The sequence below is a fragment of the Sphingomonas sp. P4_G2 genome (genome assembly GCF_056401155.1).
Map to the genome: position 1 here is coordinate 492,425 of NZ_JBFUJY010000002.1, position 18,772 is coordinate 511,196.

General features: G+C 64.6%; 16 protein-coding genes. 4 read left to right on the forward strand and 12 right to left on the reverse strand.

From position 1 onward, the window contains the following. Positions 1-55 precede the first annotated feature (55 nt). The 3 genes from AC1DRD_RS07840 to AC1DRD_RS07850 form a co-directional block, all read right to left on the reverse strand. Positions 56-976 (reverse strand): 4-(cytidine 5'-diphospho)-2-C-methyl-D-erythritol kinase, encoded by a 921-nt coding sequence (locus AC1DRD_RS07840; protein WP_478040949.1) that lies wholly within the window; start codon positions 974-976, stop codon positions 56-58. After that, positions 973-2,442: a tetratricopeptide repeat protein gene (locus AC1DRD_RS07845; protein WP_478040950.1), complete on the reverse strand. Its 1,470-nt coding sequence runs from the start codon at positions 2,440-2,442 to the stop codon at positions 973-975. Before AC1DRD_RS07845 ends, AC1DRD_RS07840 begins: the two co-directional genes overlap by 4 nt. 118 nt (positions 2,443-2,560) lie before the next feature. Further along, the gene (locus AC1DRD_RS07850) at positions 2,561-4,219 is read right to left on the reverse strand and encodes an electron transfer flavoprotein-ubiquinone oxidoreductase (RefSeq protein WP_478040951.1); all 1,659 of its coding nucleotides are present in this window, start codon (positions 4,217-4,219) and stop codon (positions 2,561-2,563) included. A 120-nt stretch (positions 4,220-4,339) separates the two neighbouring features. Here AC1DRD_RS07850 and AC1DRD_RS07855 point away from each other — a divergent pair, with 120 nt between their 5' ends. The 3 genes from AC1DRD_RS07855 (at position 4,340) to moaB (ending at position 7,671) form a co-directional block, all read left to right on the forward strand. Beyond that, positions 4,340-5,074, forward strand: coding sequence for a uracil-DNA glycosylase (locus AC1DRD_RS07855; protein WP_478040952.1), 735 nt, complete (start codon positions 4,340-4,342; stop codon positions 5,072-5,074). Continuing rightward, positions 5,071-6,807 (forward strand): lytic transglycosylase domain-containing protein, encoded by a 1,737-nt coding sequence (locus tag AC1DRD_RS07860; protein ID WP_478040953.1) that lies wholly within the window; start codon positions 5,071-5,073, stop codon positions 6,805-6,807. Before AC1DRD_RS07855 ends, AC1DRD_RS07860 begins: the two co-directional genes overlap by 4 nt. Positions 6,808-7,143: 336 nt before the next feature. Then, positions 7,144-7,671, forward strand: coding sequence for a molybdenum cofactor biosynthesis protein B (gene moaB / locus AC1DRD_RS07865; protein WP_478040954.1), 528 nt, complete (start codon positions 7,144-7,146; stop codon positions 7,669-7,671). Here the strand turns inward: moaB and AC1DRD_RS07870 are convergent, their stop codons facing one another. After that, the gene (locus tag AC1DRD_RS07870; protein ID WP_478030192.1) at positions 7,672-8,172 is read right to left on the reverse strand and encodes a YbjN domain-containing protein; all 501 of its coding nucleotides are present in this window, start codon (positions 8,170-8,172) and stop codon (positions 7,672-7,674) included. 60 nt (positions 8,173-8,232) lie between these two features. Beyond that, positions 8,233-8,574 (reverse strand): VOC family protein, encoded by a 342-nt coding sequence (locus AC1DRD_RS07875; protein WP_478030194.1) that lies wholly within the window; start codon positions 8,572-8,574, stop codon positions 8,233-8,235. Between the two features lie 53 nt (positions 8,575-8,627). On the opposite strand from AC1DRD_RS07875, the gene AC1DRD_RS07880 reads away from it, so the two are divergent. Then, the gene (locus AC1DRD_RS07880; protein ID WP_478040955.1) at positions 8,628-9,698 is read left to right on the forward strand and encodes a PA0069 family radical SAM protein; all 1,071 of its coding nucleotides are present in this window, start codon (positions 8,628-8,630) and stop codon (positions 9,696-9,698) included. Positions 9,699-9,873: 175 nt separating this feature from the next. On the opposite strand, the gene rutA is transcribed toward AC1DRD_RS07880, so the two are convergent. The 7 genes from rutA to dnaE all read right to left on the reverse strand — a co-directional run bounded on the left by rutA (position 9,874) and on the right by dnaE (position 18,746). Beyond that, complete coding sequence (gene rutA / locus AC1DRD_RS07885; RefSeq protein WP_478040956.1) at positions 9,874-10,935, reverse strand: pyrimidine utilization protein A; 1,062 nt, start codon at positions 10,933-10,935, stop codon at positions 9,874-9,876. 11 nt (positions 10,936-10,946) lie between these two features. Further along, on the reverse strand, positions 10,947-11,744 hold the full coding sequence (rutD, locus tag AC1DRD_RS07890) for a pyrimidine utilization protein D (protein WP_478040957.1): 798 nt from the start codon (positions 11,742-11,744) through the stop codon (positions 10,947-10,949). A 154-nt stretch (positions 11,745-11,898) separates the two neighbouring features. Beyond that, positions 11,899-12,282 carry a pyrimidine utilization protein C gene (gene rutC / locus AC1DRD_RS07895; protein ID WP_478030199.1) on the reverse strand — a complete coding sequence of 128 codons (384 nt, stop codon included), beginning with the start codon at positions 12,280-12,282 and terminating at the stop codon, positions 11,899-11,901. A 4-nt stretch (positions 12,283-12,286) separates the two neighbouring features. Continuing rightward, the gene (rutB, locus tag AC1DRD_RS07900; protein WP_478030201.1) at positions 12,287-13,018 is read right to left on the reverse strand and encodes a pyrimidine utilization protein B; all 732 of its coding nucleotides are present in this window, start codon (positions 13,016-13,018) and stop codon (positions 12,287-12,289) included. A 160-nt stretch (positions 13,019-13,178) separates the two neighbouring features. Then, the gene (locus tag AC1DRD_RS07905) at positions 13,179-13,562 is read right to left on the reverse strand and encodes a nuclear transport factor 2 family protein (protein ID WP_478030202.1); all 384 of its coding nucleotides are present in this window, start codon (positions 13,560-13,562) and stop codon (positions 13,179-13,181) included. 13 nt (positions 13,563-13,575) lie between these two features. Beyond that, positions 13,576-15,174 (reverse strand): long-chain fatty acid--CoA ligase, encoded by a 1,599-nt coding sequence (locus tag AC1DRD_RS07910; RefSeq protein WP_478040958.1) that lies wholly within the window; start codon positions 15,172-15,174, stop codon positions 13,576-13,578. Positions 15,175-15,230: 56 nt separating this feature from the next. Further along, entirely contained in the window at positions 15,231-18,746 is a 3,516-nt protein-coding gene (gene dnaE, locus AC1DRD_RS07915; protein WP_478030205.1) for a DNA polymerase III subunit alpha, read from the reverse strand. Positions 18,747-18,772 lie beyond the last annotated feature (26 nt).

Consider the following 18,772-nt stretch of genomic DNA (forward strand, 5'->3'; position numbering starts at 1 on the left):
GCGGCTGACGATGGTTAAGCGCGGTTCGGCGGTCCCGCCCTGGTACGCAAATCTGTCACGCGAGTGTCGATTCGAGACACCACCAACCGGGTTGGGCGCTCCTGATCGCCTGCGCGGCGGTGGTGCGCGAGGTCTCGCTATCGAAGAGAGCGAAGCAGGTGGCGCCAGAGCCGGACATGCGGGCAAGCGCGGCGCCGGTTTGCGCGTGCAACAGGTCGACCACCGCGCCGATAACGGGCGCGACCTCGCGCGCTGGAGCCTCGAGATCGTTACGGCCTTCCATCGCAACGCCAAGCCACCCCGACATGCCGGGCTCGTCCCGGCATCCACCGTGCAACAAACCCTCAGGGTCGGGGGTGTGCGGCACGGTGGACCCCTGCACAAGGTCGGGGTGACGATGGACAAGAGGGCCGCGATCGACGCCGTCCCAGCCACGGAACACCGCACCGGTCGAGACGGCGACCCCGGGATTCACCAGCAACACGGGAATGCCCGACAACTCGTCGATTAGCTCAAGCCGCTCGCCCCGCCCGCCTCCGATCGCGCTCTTGCCGAGCAGGCAGGCGGGAACGTCCGAACCAAGGGCCAACGCGACCCCTGCCAGTCCGGCTGGATCGATCCCCTTCAGCCGCGCCAGCGCTCGCAGCGTGGCGGCAGCATCGGCCGACCCCCCGCCGATCCCCGACGCTACGGGCAAATGCTTGTCGAGGGTAATCGCGAGCGGGGGCAGCGGGCCGTGCACGGCCGCGAAAGCATCGCGCGCGGCGAGCACAAGATTGCCGCTCTCATCGGCGAGGGCAGGGCCAAACGGGCCGGTCAGCGCGAAGCCGTCGCGATCGGCCTCTTCGATCGACACGCTGTCGCCGTCGCGCAGGAACGCGAACAATGTCTCGATCTCGTGATAGCCATCGGCGCGCCGGGCGCGAACGTGGAGGGCGAGATTGATCTTGGCCGGCGCCGCTTCGACGACGTTCACGAGCGTTTCGTGGCCGGGCCGTTGAGGATCTTGGCGTCGAGCCGCGCCGTCGCGTCGGGTGTTGCCACCACGCGCGCCGCTTTCCAGGCGTAACGGGCCTCGTACCGGCGCCCGACCGCCCAATAGACGTCGCCGAGATGCTCAGCGATCTCGGCATCGGCTGGGGCTGCTGCCCCGGCCGATTCGAGCAACGGCAGCGCGCGGTCGGCCTCGCCGCGCCGGAAATAGGCCCAGCCGAGCGAATCGGCGATGGCCGGCTGGTTCGGCGCCAGGGCATTAGCCTTTTCGAGCATCGCCAGCGCGCGCACCGCGTCACCGCCATGCTCGATCAGCGAATAACCGTAATAATTGAGCGCGACCGCCTGATCGGGGCCCAACGCCACCGCCCGTTCAAGCGCGGCTCGGGCCAATTCCCAGCGGCCGGCCTTGTCGTACGCCGATCCGATCTGCAGCCAGACCGACCAGCCGGCGTCGTCACCCAACCGGTCGCGCGCCTTTTCATACGCCACCGCAGCCTCGAGCGGACGGTTAGCGATCAGCAGCATGTTGCCGAAATGCTCGGCGCTATCGGCATCGCCGTCGGGGGCCTCTGCGAGCGCCTTGGCGGTGGCGATTGCCCCCGCCATGTCGCCCTTGGCGCGCAGCACCTCGACGCGGATCGACTGGGCGAGCGCGCGATAGGCCGTGCCCGGCGCGATCTCGCCCAACACGGTCAGCGCGCGGTCGTGCGCGCCCTGGCGTTCGAGCGCGGCGGCAAGCAACAAGCGGGCGCGGCCGTCATCGGGATCGAGGATCAGCGCCGAGCGCGCCAGCGTGATCGCGATCGGGGTCGTGCCAGGGTCGGTCAGATCGGCGGCAAGGCGCGTGTAGAGCCGCGCGATACCGATCATCGGCGTCGCCTTGACGGCACGAAGGTGACTTCGCACGGTCGCCACCTCGGGATCCGGGCCGCTGAGCAGATCGGCTGCGAGCGCGTCATTGCCCTGCCCCATCAGCAATTCCGCTGCCGAATAGCGTAAATCCAGGCCGCCGCTGCTGCCGCGCAATTCCGCCGACAGCGCCTTGGCGGCACCCGGAATATCATTCCGCGCGATCAGGATCAGCGCACGCTGTTCGAGCAGGATATGGTTGATCGCGCCGGTGCGCCCGGTCGCCGCGAGTCCCGCGGTCGGATCGCCGCCGCGGCCGAATTCATGCCAGGCGCGGACCGCGGGCACGAAGAAATCGAACGGCGTCTTGTCGAGCGACGCCAATGCCTTGTCGACGGCGGCCGGACTGCCGCTCTTCACCGCGTCGGCGAGCAGCAGCAGCTTGGCATCGTTCGGCGCGTCGGTGCCCAAGGCCGCCACGGCGCGACGCGCGAGCGCCAGGTCGCCCGCCGCCATCGCCTGGCGAAACGCGCGGTTGGCGACGGTCGGATCGCCGGGAGCATTGGTCAGCGCAATGCCATATTGCTGGGCCGCCACGCCGACATTGCCGTTCGCCGCCGCAATCCGCGCGCGGCCGAACGCGCCATAATCGTCGGCCTGCGCGCTCGCCGGAACGAACGCTGCCGTCAGCGCGACGCAGGCGACAAAAATGGGCTTACATATTGGGATAGTTCGGTCCTCCGCCGCCCTCCGGCACCACCCAAACGATATTCTGGGTCGGGTCCTTGATGTCGCACGTCTTGCAGTGAACGCAATTCTGCGCGTTGATCACGAAGCGCGGATTGCCTTCTTCCTGCCCGACGATCTCGTAAACGCCTGCCGGGCAATAACGCTGCGCCGGTTCGTCATACATCGGTAAATCATAGTCGACCGGGATGTCCGGGTCCCTGAGGGTCAGGTGGACCGGCTGATCCTCCTCGTGATTGGTGTTCGACAGGAACACCGAGGACAGGCGGTCGAAGGTCAGCACGCCGTCGGGCTTTGGATAATCGATCGGCTTAACCAGATCCTTGCGCCACAGGGTCGTGTGATCGGCATGGTGCTTCATCGTATAGGGCATTTTGATGCCCCAGCTTTCGAGCCACATGTTGATGCCCGACAGGATCGTGCCGAGGAATTCGCCATATTTCTCGACGAGCGGCAGGACGTTGCGGACGACCGAGAGCTCCTTCTTCACCCAACTGGCATCATAGGCGTCAGGATAGGCGGTCAGCTCGTCACCCTCGCGTCCCGCCTGGACCGCCTCGAACGCGGCCTCGGCGGCCATCATCCCGGTCTTCATCGCGGTATGCGTGCCCTTGATCCGCGGCACGTTGAGAAAACCGGCGGAGTCGCCGATCAACGCCGCGCCCGGCATCACCAGCTTGGGTACCGACTGAAAGCCGCCGTCGCTGATCGCCCGCGCGCCGTAGGACACGCGCTTGGCGCCCTTGAGGATCTCGGCGATCGCTGGATGCGTCTTCCAGCGCTGGAGTTCGTGGAACGGCGAGAGATACGGATTCGAATAATTGAGCCAGGTGACGAAGCCCAGTGCGACCTGCCCGTTCGCCTGGTGATAGAGAAAACCGCCCCCGTCCGATCCGCTCTCGCTGAGCGGCCAGCCCTGCGAGTGGATCACGCGGCCGGGGACATGGTTCTCGGGATCGATATCCCACAATTCCTTGATGCCGAGACCATAGACCTGCGGCTCGCAATCGGCGCGCAAATCGAAACGGTCGACCAATTGACGAGTCAGATGCCCGCGCGCGCCTTCTGAAAAGAACGTGTATTTGGCGTGGAGTTCGAGCCCCGGCTGGTAATCGGGCTTGTGCGAGCCGTCGCGCGCGACGCCCATATCGCCGGTGGCGACGCCCTTCACTTTGCCGTCGTCACTGTAAAGGATTTCGGCCGCGGCGAAACCGGGGAAGATTTCAACGCCGAGTTCTTCGGCCTGCCCCGCCAACCAGCGGCACAGATTGCCCAGGCTACCGGTATAGGTACCCTTGTTGTGCATGAAGCCCGGCGAGATGAACTCGGGCAGCTTGAAGCGGCGCTTTTTCGTCAGCACCCAATGCTGGTTGTCGGTGACCGGCGTCTCGGCCATCGGGCAGCCCTTGTCGCGCCAATCGGGGATCAGCTCGTCGAGACTTCGTGGGTCGACCACGGCGCCCGACAGGATGTGCGCGCCAACCTCGGAGCCCTTTTCGAGCACGCAGACCGAAATCTCCGCGTTCTTTTCGGCCGCGAGCTGTTTCAGGCGGATTGCCGCCGACAGGCCTGCCGGCCCGGCGCCGACGATCACCACGTCGTACGGCATCGACTCGCGTTCGCTCATCCCTTTTCCTCCCTTGGGACCTTTTTGAGACCAGTCATCGTAAGACGACAACGGTCTGTCGGCGAATGCGGTGCCAACGAATTGACCCCGCGGTCAAGCTGGGACTCTATGTAGATAGCTATGGGGGCTGACCAGAATCACGATTGGCGGGCAAGTATCGCCAGTGCGCTCGAATGGTGGCGCGACGCGGGAGTCGATTGCGAGATCGACGATTTGCCGCGCGACTGGCTTGCGCGCGCGCCCGCTCCATCCGTCGTCGAGCGGCTGCCCGGGCAAGTCGCGGAAGCCGTTGTCGCGCCGCCCACGCTTCCGGCGACTTTGGACGAATTCATCGCCTGGCGGCTCGGCCCCGCGGCGCCCGAAGCGGGCTGGCCGGGCCAGGCGCTCGGCACGCAAGGCGACATCGCCAGCGGGCTGATGATCGTCGTCGATATGCCCGACCGAGAGGATGATGCCGCCGGCTCATTGCTGTCGGGCAATGCCGGTGTGCTGTTCGACCGCATGCTCGCCGCGATCGGCCGCGACCGGCAGTCGATCTATCTCGCGGCACTCGCGGTAAAGCGTCCTCCGGCCGGCCGGGTGAGCGAGGAAATGGGCCAGAAACTCGAAGCGCTGATCCGCCACCATCTCTCGCTGGCGCGCCCGAAACGGGTGCTGGCGCTCGGTAATGCGGCGAGCCGTGCCATCACGGGGCTGGATGTCGCCCATGCCCGTGGAAGTTTACGTCAGGTTAACCTTGATGGCGGGACAAGTGAGATAGTGGTAAGCTTCCATCCTCGTTTCCTGCTGGAGAAGCCTGTCGCCAAAGCCGATGCCTGGAAGGACCTCAGAGTGTTGATGGGGGGATTTGAGTGAAAATCGCGCGTTTTCTCGTCGCTTCGGCGCTGGTGTTTGCCCCTGTGGTGCCCGCTGCCGCCGCTGGCAATCCGCCTTCATCCGTAGTGATGGCGCGCGGCATTCCCGCCCAACTCGATTCCGACCAACGCACCGGATATGCTGCGGTGTTCAAGGCGATCCACGAAAAGCGCTGGGACGATGCCCAGTTGCAGCTGACCGCGATGAAGCCGGGTCCGCTCCATTCGATCGCGCTTGCCGAACTCTATACCGCCAAGGGCTCGCCCAAGGCCGAGAATGATCCGCTGCTCGCGGTGATCACCGCCGCGCCCGAACTGCCCGAGGCGCCGAGCATCGCCCGTATCCTGGCCGCGCGCGGCGTGGTCGCCCCGACGCTTCCCTATCAGCAGCGCCTGATCTGGGCCAATGGCGCTTCGACTCGCGGCCGCGCCAAAGCGACCAAATACGACCTCGCCGCGGCCGAGCTCGCGCTCAAGATGCAGCCGCTGATCAAGAGTGATGACGGCCCCGGGGCACAGGCACTGCTCGAATCGACGACCGGCCTCACGCCCGACGCCCAAATCGAGTGGCAGCAGCGTGTCGCCTGGATCTATTATCTTCAGGGCGACGACACCAATGCCAGGATGATGGCAACCAAGGCGCGCGTCGGCGCCGGCGACTGGGCAGTCCAGGGCGAATGGGTCGGCGGACTCGCCGCCTGGCGCCAGGGCGATTGCACCGAGGCGGCGCGCGCTTTCATCAACGTCGCGGCACGGGCGAGCGATGTCGAACTCCGTGCGGCCGGGCTCTATTGGGCAGCGCGCGCCGACATGAAGTGCGGCCGGCCGCAATTGGTCGAGGCACGGCTCAAGAACGCCGCCCAGCTCGATGAGACCTTTTACGGCATGCTCGCGCGCCAACAGCTAGGCATCAAGGAAAAGCCCCCGGTTCCGGACGAGCTGATGCTCGCCGATTGGGCCAAATTGCAGAACCGTCCCAATGTCCGCGTCGCCGCCGCTCTGGTCGAGATCGGCGAGACTGGCTTGGCCGATGATGTGCTCAAGCAGCAGGCGAAGATCGGCCCCAAGGACGAATATGCCTCGCTGGTGCGCCTGACCGAGACGCTCAATCTGCCCGAAACGGTGATGTGGCTCGGCAATAATTGCCCCGAGGGAACCAAGGCGCCGACGATCGCCCGCTTCCCCGCGCCGAAATGGGCGCCAGCCGGCGGCTGGACCGTCGACAAGGCGCTGGTCTACGCCCACGCGCTCCAGGAATCGCGCTTCCGCAAGGATGTGATCAGCCCGGCGGGCGCCTATGGCCTGATGCAGATCATGCCCGCCGCCGCGGTCGACTATGCCCGCGAACGCGGCATCACCGTCGATCGCGGCGCGCTGTCGCTGCCCTCGGTCAACATGGCGGTCGGGCAGCGCACGCTCGAGCGGTTGCGCGACCAGAGCTTCACCGGCGGCTATCTGCCCAAGGTGATCGCCGCTTATAACGCAGGCCCGGTGCCGGTCATGGAATGGAACGGCATCGTCAAGGATGGCGGCGACCCCCTGCTCTACATCGAATCGATCCCTTATTGGGAAACGCGCGGCTACGTCACCACGGTGCTGCGCAATTACTGGATGTACGAGGGCAAGGACGGCCGGCTGAAATCGCCGAGCCGCGAGGCGCTGGCGCAGGGCATGTGGCCGAAATTCCCGGGCCTGTCCGGGCCGAGCGCGGTCAGGCTGACGTCCAGCCGGTAACTATCGCGTTCTAGAGCAGAGTGCGTGATTTCTGAATCACGCACTCTGCTCTAGTTATTTGTTGTCGCATCGCTTTTTGCGGAAAACCGGTACCCACTTTTCCGCGCGATGCTCTAAGCGCCGCGGGACCGGTCGAGTCCTCTCCCCGGCGAAAGAGCATCCGCACGTCGACGACGGCGATCTTCAGCTTCGGGCATAAATCCGCCCCGTTACCCCAGCGAAAGCTGGGGTCTCATGGTTACGAAGCGATCGCGCCGTCGCTTGAGATCCCAGCTTTCGCTGGGATGACGGTTTGGGGTTAGGTATCAGCGAATCAACGCGGAACGGGAGCGGCGAGTGCCGATTGATGAAAACCGGGACTTCGTACCAGTCAGGATCGCGGTCCTGACCGTTTCCGACACGCGCGGACCTGCTGACGACAAATCGGGCGACACGTTGGTCGAGCGGCTGACAAGCGCTGGCCATGTCCTCGCCGCTCGCACGATCGAGCGGGACGATCTCGACACGATCGTCGAGCGCCTCGCTCAGTGGATCCAGGATCCCGAAATCGACGTCATCCTCACCACCGGGGGCACCGGCGTGACCGGTCGCGACGTCACGCCCGAGGCAGTCGAAGCCGTCGCGGAAAAGATGATCCCCGGCTTCGGCGAACTGTTCCGTTGGCTGAGCTATCAGACGATCGGAACCTCGACGATCCAGTCGCGCGCCTGCGCCTGCGTGGCGGGCGGCACGTACATCTTCGCCCTGCCCGGCTCGACCGGCGCGGTGAAGGACGGCTGGGACCTGATCCTCAGGGACCAACTCGACAGCCGTTTCCTTCCGTGCAACTTCGTCGAACTGATGCCGCGGTTGACGGAGCGATAGCTATTTCGCCGCGGTCGGCGCCGCCGCCTTGCGACGCTCGGCGACGAACTTGACCAACTCGGCGTCGGTCGAGCCGTACCAGGCGACGTAATCCTTGAAATTGTCGTAGGTCATTTTGCCGATGGTGGAGATGTAGGCGTATTCGGACAGATCGCCGTCCGAATCGATCGCGACCTTCAGGAAACGGTGATTGGCGTTCCATTCGTTCGCCATTTCGGTGGAGAAGAACGGCTCCTTCTTGAACCAGCTGTAGAAATCAAACGAATCGCAGCCGACCTTGTTCTTGCAACCGTAAAACAGAACCTGAAAATCGTTTCCGCCGATCGCGCTCTGGATATACGGGTCGCCGTCCTTGCCGACCTTGATCTCCGCTCTGTACCCCGCCTCGCGCAACAACGCGGCGACGCCATCAACGCTGCTCACGTCGACGATCCGATCTGCTGCCAAGGCCGGCGCCGACACGGCCATGGCGGCAGCGACAGCCAAAATCTTGCCCCACATGTCAATTCCCCCTTTTGCGTGCCGCGATCCTAAGGCCCGCTCTGCTGGCCGCAAGACCGTTCAGTGCGAATCCGCCTGCATCGCGGCCAATTCGTTGCCGTTGGGATCGCGAAAGTGGAAACGGCGGCCGCCTGGAAAAGCGAAGATCGGCTGGGTGATCGTTCCGCCCGCCGCCTTCACCGCGTCCTCGGTCGCTTCGAGATCGTCGACCTGGATCACCGCCAGGGGCGCCGCGGTCCAGTCGGCGCGGTCGCCTTGCAGCCCGAGATCGGTCTGGCCGCTCATGGTCGCCGCATAGGTCGGACCGAAATCGGTGAAATCCCAGCCGAACGCGGCGGCGAAGAACGCCTTGGTGCTCGCGACGTCCTGGACCGGCAGTTCGACATAATTGAGTTTCGCCATCTCATCTCTCCATTGTTCTTGATATGTTCTACATCGCGGCGTAGACTGGGGCAATGGCAAAAGCCCGTCCGGTCCGCGGCGCGACGGTCAATCGCGAAAGTAGCCGCTTCAGCCTGCCGGAGCGTCTCGCCGATGGCGATTGGCTCGACGCGCTGGAGGAGGTGGACGGCGCCCTACCCCCCTTGCGGACCAGCGTCACGGTCGAGACCCCGCGCACGATCATCACCCGCAACCAGTCGCCCGACATAGGATTCGACCGCTCGATCAACCCGTATCGCGGCTGCGAGCATGGCTGCATCTATTGTTTCGCGCGGCCGACCCATGCCTATCTCGATTTGTCGCCGGGGCTCGACTTCGAATCCAGGCTGTTCGCCAAGCCGACCGCACCCGAACTGCTCCGCGCCGAACTGATGAAGCCTGGCTATAGCTGCCGGCCGATCGCGTTCGGCACCAATACCGATCCCTATCAGCCGATCGAGGCGGAGTGGAAGATCACACGCGGCTGTATCGAGGTGCTGGCGGAGACCGATCATCCCCTCACCATCACCACCAAGTCCGATCGCGTGGTGCGCGACATCGATCTGCTCGCGGCCATGGCGGCGAAGGGACTGGCGGCGGTCGCGCTGTCGGTGACGTCGCTCGACGCCAAGGTCGCGCGCACCGTCGAGCCGCGCGCGCCGCATCCCGAGCGCCGGCTGACCGCAGTGCGGCGGCTGGCCGATGCCGGCATCCCGACGATCGTGTCGATCGCGCCGGTCATCCCGGCGATCACCGATCACGAGATCGAGCATATCGTCGAACGCGCGGCCGAAAGCGGCGCGCGGACGATCAACTATCTGCCGGTTCGCCTGCCGTTCGAAGTCGCGCCGTTGTTCCGCGCCTGGCTCGACGCGCATTTTCCGGACCGTGCGGGCAAGGTGATGGCGATCATCAACTCGCTGCGCGACGGCCGCGACAATGACCCCAATTTCTTTACCCGGATGCGCGGATCGGGTCCCTGGGCGGACCTGCTGCGCACGCGATTCCATATCGCGATGAAGAAGCATGGGTTGAACCGGGAACGGCCTAGCGTGCGGACCGACCTGTTCCATCCGCCGCGGGGGCCGCAGGGGGAGTTGTTCTAATCGCCAATTATGATTTCCCCTCCCTGCAAGGGAAGGGATTAAGGGGTGGGTTTAGCGTCGGGCGAGGCTCGATGCCTCGTCCGGCGCTGTTTTGGCGGGAAGTTGAGTCTTTTGGGCGCGCAGACGCGCGCACCCACCCCCGGCCCCTCCCTTGCAGGGAGGGGAGTTCTACGAACTACCGTTGCCGACTCTTCATCAGCGGCTGGATCTTGTTCCCGAAATCCTCGACGCCCTGGACGAAGTCGTCGAAGGTCAACAACACGCCGCCGGTATTGGGCACCTCGGCCATTTCGTCGAGCATCCGCGCGATGCTGGCATGGCTGCCGACCAAGGTCCCCATGTTGATATTGACCGCACCCTCGGGTGCGGCGAGCTGGCGGACGTTGGTGGTCGTATTGTGCTTGTCTGCCGCGCCCTGATCCATCAGCCAGCGGATGGCGTCGATATCGACGCCATCATTGTACGACTTCCACTTCGCCATCGCTTCCTCGTCGGTGTCGGCGGCGATGATCATCACCAGCACAAATACCGACACGTCGCGCCCGGTCTTGGCGGTGGCGGCCGCCAGCCGGTCGTTATTGGAAGCAAACGCGGTCGGCGTATTGACGCCCTTGCCGAGACAAAAGGCATAATCCGCCCATTTGGCCGAGAAGGCGAGGCCCTCGTCCGATGAGCCGGCGCAGATGATCTTCATGTCGCCGTCGGGCTTGGGCCGGACAAGGCAATCGTCCATCTGGTAATACTCGCCCTTGAAGTCGCTCCGCCCGGTTTGCCATAGCTCGCGCAGGATGTGAGCATATTCATCGAGCATCTTGTATCGGTTACGAAAATGCTCGTCCCCCGGCCACAACCCCATCTGGCTGTACTCGGGCCGCTGCCAGCCGGTGATCAGGTTGAGCCCGAACCGCCCATGGCTGATTGAATCGATCGTGTTGCACATCCGCGCGGCGAAGGCGGGTGGAATGACGAGCGTCGGGCAGGTCGCGTAGATCTTGATCTTCTCGGTGACGGCGGCGAGCCCAGCCATCAGCGTGAAGCTCTCCAGCCCATATTCCCAGAATTCGGTCTTGCCGCCGAACCCGCGCAGCTTGATCATCGACAGCAGGAAATCGAGCCCGTGCTTTTCGGCCGATTGCGCGATCGTCTTGTTGAGGTCGAACGACGGCATGTATTGCGGCGCGTTCTCGCTGATCAGCCAGCCATTGTTGTTGATGGGCACGAAAACGCCGACCTGCATCGCATTCACTCCTATTGGGGCATCACGCCCGTCATCCAGTCGACCACGAACCCGTTGAAATTGTCCGCATCGGTGACGTTGACCGCGTGGCCGCCATAAGCTGGCCGACCGATCCCCGACTTGGCGATTCCCATCGCCAGCGCCTCACCCGCGCGCGGCGGCACCAGCATGTCGTCCTGACTGGCGATCACCAGCGTCCGCGTCGCGATCTCGCCCAGCCGGTCGGCGATATGGAACGATCCGAGCGCGAGGATGCGCTTTTCCATCGTGTCCGTGCCGGGAAAGGTCTCCATCTGGTGCGGCAGCTCGGCGTCGATGTCTTCGTCGTGGCTCGACACCCAATCCGGGGGGTAGAGAAAGATCGGCTGGGCACGCAGATACGCCCTGGGGCCGGCCAACCGCAGCAACGCGAGCCGAATCTCGAAGCAGCGCAGGAAATGCGGATCCGGGCTGGCCCAGCCATTGACCACGACGAGGCGATCGAGCCGCTCCGGCGCCTTGAGCGCGAGCGCGAGGCTGGCGACACCCCCCGCGGCGTGGCCGATCAAATGGGTGCGATCGAGGCCCAGCGCGTCCATCAGCATCAGGATATCGTCGGCAAAATCGTCGACCGACACCCGCGCCGGCAAGGCGCGGTCGCTGCGTCCGGTGCCGCGATGGTCATAGGCGATGACCCGGAAATGCTCGGCCAGCGCGGGGATATTGGGTGCCCAATAGCTCGCCGACCCGCCCAGGCCAGAAGACAGGATCACCGGCGGGGCGTCGGGCGCGCCGTGTTCCTCATAATAGAGGCCTGCCGCTTCCGGCATCAGCGCCCTGCTCCCGTCACCCCAGCGAACGACCACTCCGTCACCCCAGCGAAAGCTGGGGTCTTGTTGTTACGGCGCGCTCGCGCCGCCGCTTGAGATCCCAGCTTGCGCTGGGATGACGGAAGAAGCTGGGATGACGGGTTGGGTCCGGGCATCAGACGATATGCGCCACGCTGGCGATCTCTACCAGGCAATCGGGCTTCACCAGCTCCGCCTTGATGCAGTAGCGCGCCGGCTTGTTACCTGGAAAATACTCGGCATAAACTTGGTTGAAGACCGGATAATCGTCCAGGTCCTTCAGAAAGATGTGGTTCATCGCGATATCGGACATCGACGCACCGGCCGCCTCGAGCGTCACCTTGATCACCTCGAGCACATGCCGCGTCTGCTCCGCGGCGTCACCGACATGGAGCACAATGCCGCCCTCGCCCAACGCGAGCACGCCAGAGACGTAGACGACGTTCCCCGCCTTGGCGCCGGCCGAATAGGGCGCGATCGGGGTCGGGAATTGCTGCGGGTTGATGGGCTCGAACGCCATGACGTCAGTCCTTGCTATCTGATTGAGGAAGCTGGCCAAAACTGCCGCAGAAATCGGCTGTCGTCGAAACCCAGCCGAAGAATTTCTCGACGTTATAGACGGTAGCCTCCTGCATCATCGGCGGGCCGAGATGGTGCGTCGCGTCCTCCAGCATCACGCCGAAATATTCGAGATGGAAGCCGTCGCGCAGCGTGCTTTCGACGCAGACATTGGTGGCGATGCCGACGAACACGATGTTGCGAATGCCGCGCGCACGCAGCGTCGAATCGAGCTGCGAATTGAAGAAGGCGGAATAGCGCGTTTTGTGGAGCGTGATATCGCCCGGCTGCGGCTTGAGCGCGTCGACCAGGTCGTAATCCCAGCCGCCACGCGCCAGCAGTTGGCCGGAAAGCTCCGGCCGGGCGCGCATCGTCTTCAAGGCATTGGACTTGTGCCAATTGGGCGAACCCGGACCGCCGGCTTCCTGGTACTCGGCGTCCCAGCCATTCTGCAGGAACACCACCTGGACGCCCGCTTTGCGCGCAGTGTCGAGCACGGTAGCAATCTTACCGATCACCCCCGCCGCGCCCGAAATGTCGAACCCGGCGAGATCGACATAGCCGCCCTCGCTCGCATAAGCGTTCTGCATGTCGATCACGACGACCGCGGTTTCGTGCGGGGCGAGGCGCAACGCCTCGGGCCGGGCCGCCAGCGTCACGCCATTCTCACCGACAGAGCCGGTCGTCACCATGTCCATTCAGCGCAGCCTGCCGCCGCGCGGGACGAAAGGCAAGCCGACAGGCAAAGTACCGGTTCGCGACACGCGTCCGACATGCGCCACGGCGATTTCGGGCCGGCTGGACCGTACAATGAGGCGACGCGAAGCAACATCGTCACGCGGACGCGCGGCAAAAGCGTTAGCCGGTAGCTCCTGCCGGATTATCGATGTCCGTCGGATAGGTGCCGTGCCCTTCGCGTACCAGTCCCGCATCGAAAACCAGTACCTCGGAGACGCTGACGCCTTTCTGGTTGATGTATTGGATCACCAGCGTGTTAATGCCCGCGAACACAGCTTCGATGGTAAAGTGCAAATCGGGAATGCGACGGAGCCCCTCCTCCCAATAGGCGCGGAGGGCGGCTTTGCCACGGATCACACCCCCGGTCTCGGGTAACAGGCTGGCGGCAACAGGTGAGGTGAAGGTCACGTCATCATGGAAATGCGCCAGAACGGCGTCGAGATCGTGCGCATTCCAGGCAGCGCGCCAATGAGCGGCGAACGTGGCGGGGTCGAAGGTCGTCATTTTACGCAAAACTCTACGCCGCCGTCGCCAGCTTATAGTCCTTATATTGGTCGCGCAGCACGGTCTTGAGCAATTTGCCCGTCGCGGTGTGCGGTAGATCGTCGACGAACAAGATCTCGTCCGGCAGCCACCATTTGGCGACATGCTGGGTCAAATGCTGGATGATCTCCTGTGGCGTCACCGCGCTTCCCGGCTTTCGGACGACGAGTAGCAGCGGCCGCTCGTCCCATTTGGGATGGTGGACGCCGATCGCCGCGGCTTCGTGCACACCCGGACAGCCGACCGCGGCATTTTCGAGATCGACCGAGCTGATCCACTCGCCGCCCGACTTGATCACATCCTTCGAGCGGTCGGTGATCTGCATCGTGCCATTGGGGTGCAGCACCGCGACGTCGCCAGTATCGAACCAGCCGTCGGTGCTCGCGGCATCTTGCTCTGCCTTGAAATAGCGCTTCACCACCCAGGGCCCGCGGATCTGCAACCGGCCCGACGTCTCGCCGTCGCGCGGCAATTCCCTGTCCTCATCATCGACGATGCGCAGTTCGACCCCGAACGGGATCGATCCCTGCTTGCAGACGATGTCGAGCTGTTTGTCGCGGCTGAGGTCGTGCCAGTCCGGCCCCGGGGCGAGCGCAGTCGCGATGGGCGAGGTCTCGGTCATGCCCCAGAGGTGGAGCGGCTTGATCCCCATGTCCATGAACCGCGCCAGCATCGCGCGCGGCGCCGCCGACCCGCCAACGGTGATCTGGCGCAGGAAACGCGGTTCTTCACCGGTCGCGTCGATATGCTGGAACAGTGCCAGCCAAACGGTCGGCACACCGCTGCCGATCGTCACTTTCTCGCTGTTCATCAGTCCACACAGCACGGCCGCGTCATTGGTCTGCGAATAGACGAATTTCGTGCCAGCCAGCGCGCCGGCAAACGGCAGCCCCCAGGCCGCGGCATGGAACATCGGCACGATCGGCAGGATGACGTCCGACGCCGACAGGCCCATCACCCACGGCTCGGCGGCGTGCATTGCGTGCAGCACGGTCGAGCGATGCTCATACAGCACGCCCTTGGGATTGCCCGTCGTGCCGCTCGTGTAGCAGATCATGCACGGCTCGCGCTCCGGGCCTTCGTGCCATGCATAGTCGCCATCCTCGGCATCGAGCAGCGCCTGAAAACCGTCGGGGCCGAGGTCATCGAACGCTACGTAGCGCTCGATCGAGGTCCAAAGCGGCTTGAGCCGGTCAATCAGCGGCTGGAACTGTTTGTCGTAGAACAGCACGCGATCTTCGGCATGGTTGGCGATGTAGATCAATTGCTCGTCGAACAGGCGCGGGTTGATCGTATGGATTACCCCGCCCATCCCCATCGCGCCATACCAGGACGTCAGATGATGCTCGTGGTTCATCGCCAGCGTGGCGACGCGGTCGCCCGGGAGGATGCCCCATTTCTCCAGTCGCTGCGCGAGCTTGCGCGCGTTGCGATGGATGCCGGCCCAGTCGTTGCGAGTCTCGCGCCCATCGGCCCAACGCGTCACGATCTCGCGGGTCGGATGCTCGCGAGCGACATGGTCGAGCAGCCGCATCACGCGCAACTCGAAATCCTGCATCGCACCCATCTGCATCCCACTCTCCATACTCTATGTTTGAAGAGTGTTATTCCGCCCGAAGCGGTCGAAGTCTAGCCGACCAATGCAAGCCGTTGCGGCGGCGCGATTGCGACCTCAGCCGATCGCACCCCGGGAAGCGTGGCAATGCGGTCGGCAAGTTCGGGATCGAGCAGGAAATCGCGCCCGATCAGGATCGTTGCCGTTCCGCCCGCCGGCAGCGGAACAACGAGGCGTGCTTCGCCGCGCGCGCCGCGCGCCTCTGACAATAATGCACCGATCGCCGGGATCGCGGCCGCATCCTCGATCTCGATATCGAGATTCATCCGTGTTGCGCTGGCCAGTTCGTCGAACGGTTGGATGCGTTTGACCGTGACGCGCGGCTGTTCCTCGCCCGCTCGGCGGTCGAGCTCAACCGTGATCAACCCGCAACCGCCATTGCGCGCTGCTTCCTCCAAGTCGACCGCGACCGAATCGTCGAAACAGGTCGCGACGAACTGGCCCGACGGGTCGGACAGGGTCGCCATCAGATAGCGCCGGCCCTTGGCCGAGGTGCGCCAGCGCGTATCCTCGACCATCGCCGCCATTACCGCACCGGCGCGCCCACTCTCCGGAATCTGCAAGTCGCCGAGATCGGCATAGCGCCGCGCGCCGTGCATCCGCGCGAGCTGGGTGAAGCGGTCGACCGGATGCGCCGAGAAATAGAAGCCGAATGCTTCTTTCTCCTGCTCCATCCGCTCGGCCAGGCTCCAGCGCGCCGACTGCGGTAGCTTGATATGCGTACCCGACGCCTCGCTCTCGCCGAACAGGCCACCCTGGCCGCTATTCTTCTGGTCGTGGACCCGCGCCGCGGTCGCCAGGATGGTTTCGGCGCAGGCGTAGATACCGGCACGGTTGGGGTCGATCGTATCGAACGCTCCCGCCGCCGCCAGCGTTTCCAGCTGGCGCTTGTTGAGCAGGCGCGGGTCGACGCGATGGGCAAAGGCGTCGAGGCTGTCGAACGGCCCGGACGCGTCACGTTCCTCGACCAGTTTCTCCATCGCGCCTTCGCCGACCGATTTGAGTCCGGCCAGGGCGTAGCGGACGGCAAGCTGTTCCGTCTCCCCCTCGGAAGCAGAGCCGATTACCTCGACGTCGAACTCCGCCAGACTGCGGTTCACGTCCGGCGGCAGGATCGCAACGTCCAGCCGCCGCATGTCGTCGACAAAGATCGCGAGCTTATCGGTCAGATGGATGTCGTAGCACATCGACGCCGCATAGAATTCGTGCGGATGGTGCGCCTTCAGCCAGGCGGTCTGGTAGGCGAGCAGCGCATAGGCCGCGGCGTGCGACTTGTTGAAGCCATAGCCGGCGAATTTGTCGATCAAGTCGAACAACTCGTTGGCCTTGGCGGCGTCAATCTTGTTGTGGGTCGCGCAGCCCTCGACGAAGGTCGCGCGCTGCGCGTCCATCTCGGCCTGGTTCTTCTTGCCCATCGCGCGGCGCAGCAGGTCGGCGCCGCCGAGCGAATAGCCAGCCAGCACCTGCGCCGCCTGCATCACCTGTTCCTGATAGACGAAAATGCCGTACGTCTCGGCCAGGATCGGCTCGAGCAGCGGATGCGGATAAGTGATCGGCTCCTGTCCGTTCTTGCGCCGGCCGAACGACGGAATGTTGTCCATCGGGCCCGGGCGATAGAGCGAGACGAGCGCGATGATGTCGCCGAAATTCGACGGCCGCACCGCGCTCAGCGTGCGCCGCATGCCTTCCGATTCCAGCTGGAACACGCCGACCGTGTCGCCCTTCTGGAGCAATTTGTAGACGCCCTCATCGTCCCAGGTCAGCGCATCGAGGTCGCAGGAGATGCCGCGCTTGGCGAGCAGTTCGACCGCCTTCTTGAGCACCGACAACGTCTTCAAGCCCAGGAAGTCGAACTTCACCAGGCCTGCGCCTTCGACATATTTCATGTCGAATTGGGTGACCGGCATGTCCGATCGCGGATCGCGATAGAGCGGGACGAGATCGGCAAGCGGACGGTCGCCGATCACCACGCCAGCGGCGTGGGTAGAGCTGTGGCGCGGCAGCCCTTCGAGCTTCATCGCCAGGTCGAACAGATGGCGGACGTCCTTGTCGCCGCGATATTCGGCCGCGAGTTCGCTGACGCCGTTGAGCGCACGATCGAGCGTCCAGGGGTCGGTCGGCAGATTGGGAACGAGCTTGGCGAGGCGGTCGACCTGGCCATAGCTCATCTGCAGCACGCGGCCGGTATCCTTGAGCACCGCGCGCGCCTTCATCGTCCCGAAGGTGATGATCTGCGCGACCTGATCGCGGCCATACTTCGCCTGGACGTAGCGGATCACTTCGCCACGCCGGGTTTCGCAGAAGTCGATGTCGAAGTCGGGCATCGACACGCGTTCCGGGTTGAGGAAGCGTTCGAATAGCAGCCCGAGCTTGATCGGATCGAGATCGGTGATGGTCAGCGCCCAGGCGACCACCGAGCCGGCGCCCGACCCGCGGCCAGGCCCGACCGGGATATCGTGCGCCTTCGCCCATTGGATGAAGTCGGCGACGATCAGAAAATAGCCTGGGAACCCCATCTGGATGATGACGTCGAGCTCGAATTCGAGCCGGTCGCGATAGGGCTGTTGCCAATCGCCTTCGCCCGCATTGCCGAGCTCGACGATGCGATCGAGCCGCTTCTGCAAGCCCTCTCGCGCCGCCTCACGCAGCGCCTGCGATTCGCCCTCACGATCGCCGGCCAGGCTAGGCAGAATAGGCTTGCGCTTCGGCGCCGCCACCGCGCAGCGCTGGGCCACGACCAAGGTATTGGCGATCGCCTCGGGCAGATCGGCGAACAAGGCGCGCATGTCCTTGGCGGGCTTCATCCACGCATCGGGCGAGCTCTTGGGCCGGTCGTCGCTGGCGACGTAGGAAGAATTGGCGATGCACAGCATCGCGTCATGCGCTTCGAGGAATTCCTCATCGGCGAAACAGCACGGATTGGTCGCGACGATCGGCAAATTGCGCGCATAGGCCAATTCGAGCAATTCGGCTTCGGCCTTGGCCTCGACTGGATCGAAGCGCCGCGCGATCTCGATATAGAGCCGGTCGCCGAAAATCGCCTGCAGCCGGTCGACATAGGCATTGGCGCCGTCGGGTTGATCCTCGGCGAACAACCGGGCGACCCCGCCCTCGCCGCCAGCGGTCAGCGCAATCAGCCCCGCCGAATTGGCTTCGAGCGTGGCGAGATCGACATGCGGATCGAGGTCGAGCGGGCGACCGAGATGCGCCTCGCTGACCAGCCGGCAGAGATTGAGATAGCCGGCCTCATCCTGCGCATAGAGCGCGATCCAGTCGGTCTGCACCGCCTGGCCCTCGGGCAGATCGGGTCGTGCCACCCCCAGCATCGTGCCGATGATCGGCTGCACCCCGGCATCGGCAGCCGCGCCCGAGAACGACATCGCCGCGAACAGCCCGTTTCGGTCGGTCACCGCGGCGGCAGGGAAGCCCAGCTCGCGCGCGCGCTTGGCGATCGCCTTCGGCTCGATCGCGCCGTCGAGCATCGTGTAGGACGAAAAAATCCGGAGGGGCACGAAGCCGGAATGGGGCATGGTGCCAACCTAAGTCGCTCGCCCCG

Excerpts from the sequence above, each read along its gene's own strand:
- AC1DRD_RS07850 (WP_478040951.1), bottom strand. The coding sequence starts at position 4,219 with ATGAGCGAACGCGAGTCGATGCCGTACGACGTGGTGATCGTCGGCGCC.
- AC1DRD_RS07905 (WP_478030202.1), bottom strand. The coding sequence starts at position 13,562 with ATGACGACCTTCGACCCCGCCACGTTCGCCGCTCATTGGCGCGCTGCC.
- rutB (WP_478030201.1), bottom strand. The coding sequence starts at position 13,018 with ATGGACATGGTGACGACCGGCTCTGTCGGTGAGAATGGCGTGACGCTG.
- AC1DRD_RS07855 (WP_478040952.1), top strand. The coding sequence starts at position 4,340 with ATGGGGGCTGACCAGAATCACGATTGGCGGGCAAGTATCGCCAGTGCG.
- dnaE (WP_478030205.1), bottom strand. The coding sequence starts at position 18,746 with ATGCCCCATTCCGGCTTCGTGCCCCTCCGGATTTTTTCGTCCTACACG.
- rutC (WP_478030199.1), bottom strand. The coding sequence starts at position 12,282 with ATGGCGTTCGAGCCCATCAACCCGCAGCAATTCCCGACCCCGATCGCG.
- AC1DRD_RS07880 (WP_478040955.1), top strand. The coding sequence starts at position 8,628 with ATGGCAAAAGCCCGTCCGGTCCGCGGCGCGACGGTCAATCGCGAAAGT.
- AC1DRD_RS07870 (WP_478030192.1), bottom strand. The coding sequence starts at position 8,172 with ATGTGGGGCAAGATTTTGGCTGTCGCTGCCGCCATGGCCGTGTCGGCG.
- rutA (WP_478040956.1), bottom strand. The coding sequence starts at position 10,935 with ATGCAGGTCGGCGTTTTCGTGCCCATCAACAACAATGGCTGGCTGATC.
- AC1DRD_RS07875 (WP_478030194.1), bottom strand. The coding sequence starts at position 8,574 with ATGGCGAAACTCAATTATGTCGAACTGCCGGTCCAGGACGTCGCGAGC.
- rutD (WP_478040957.1), bottom strand. The coding sequence starts at position 11,744 with ATGCCGGAAGCGGCAGGCCTCTATTATGAGGAACACGGCGCGCCCGAC.
- AC1DRD_RS07910 (WP_478040958.1), bottom strand. The coding sequence starts at position 15,174 with ATGCAGATGGGTGCGATGCAGGATTTCGAGTTGCGCGTGATGCGGCTG.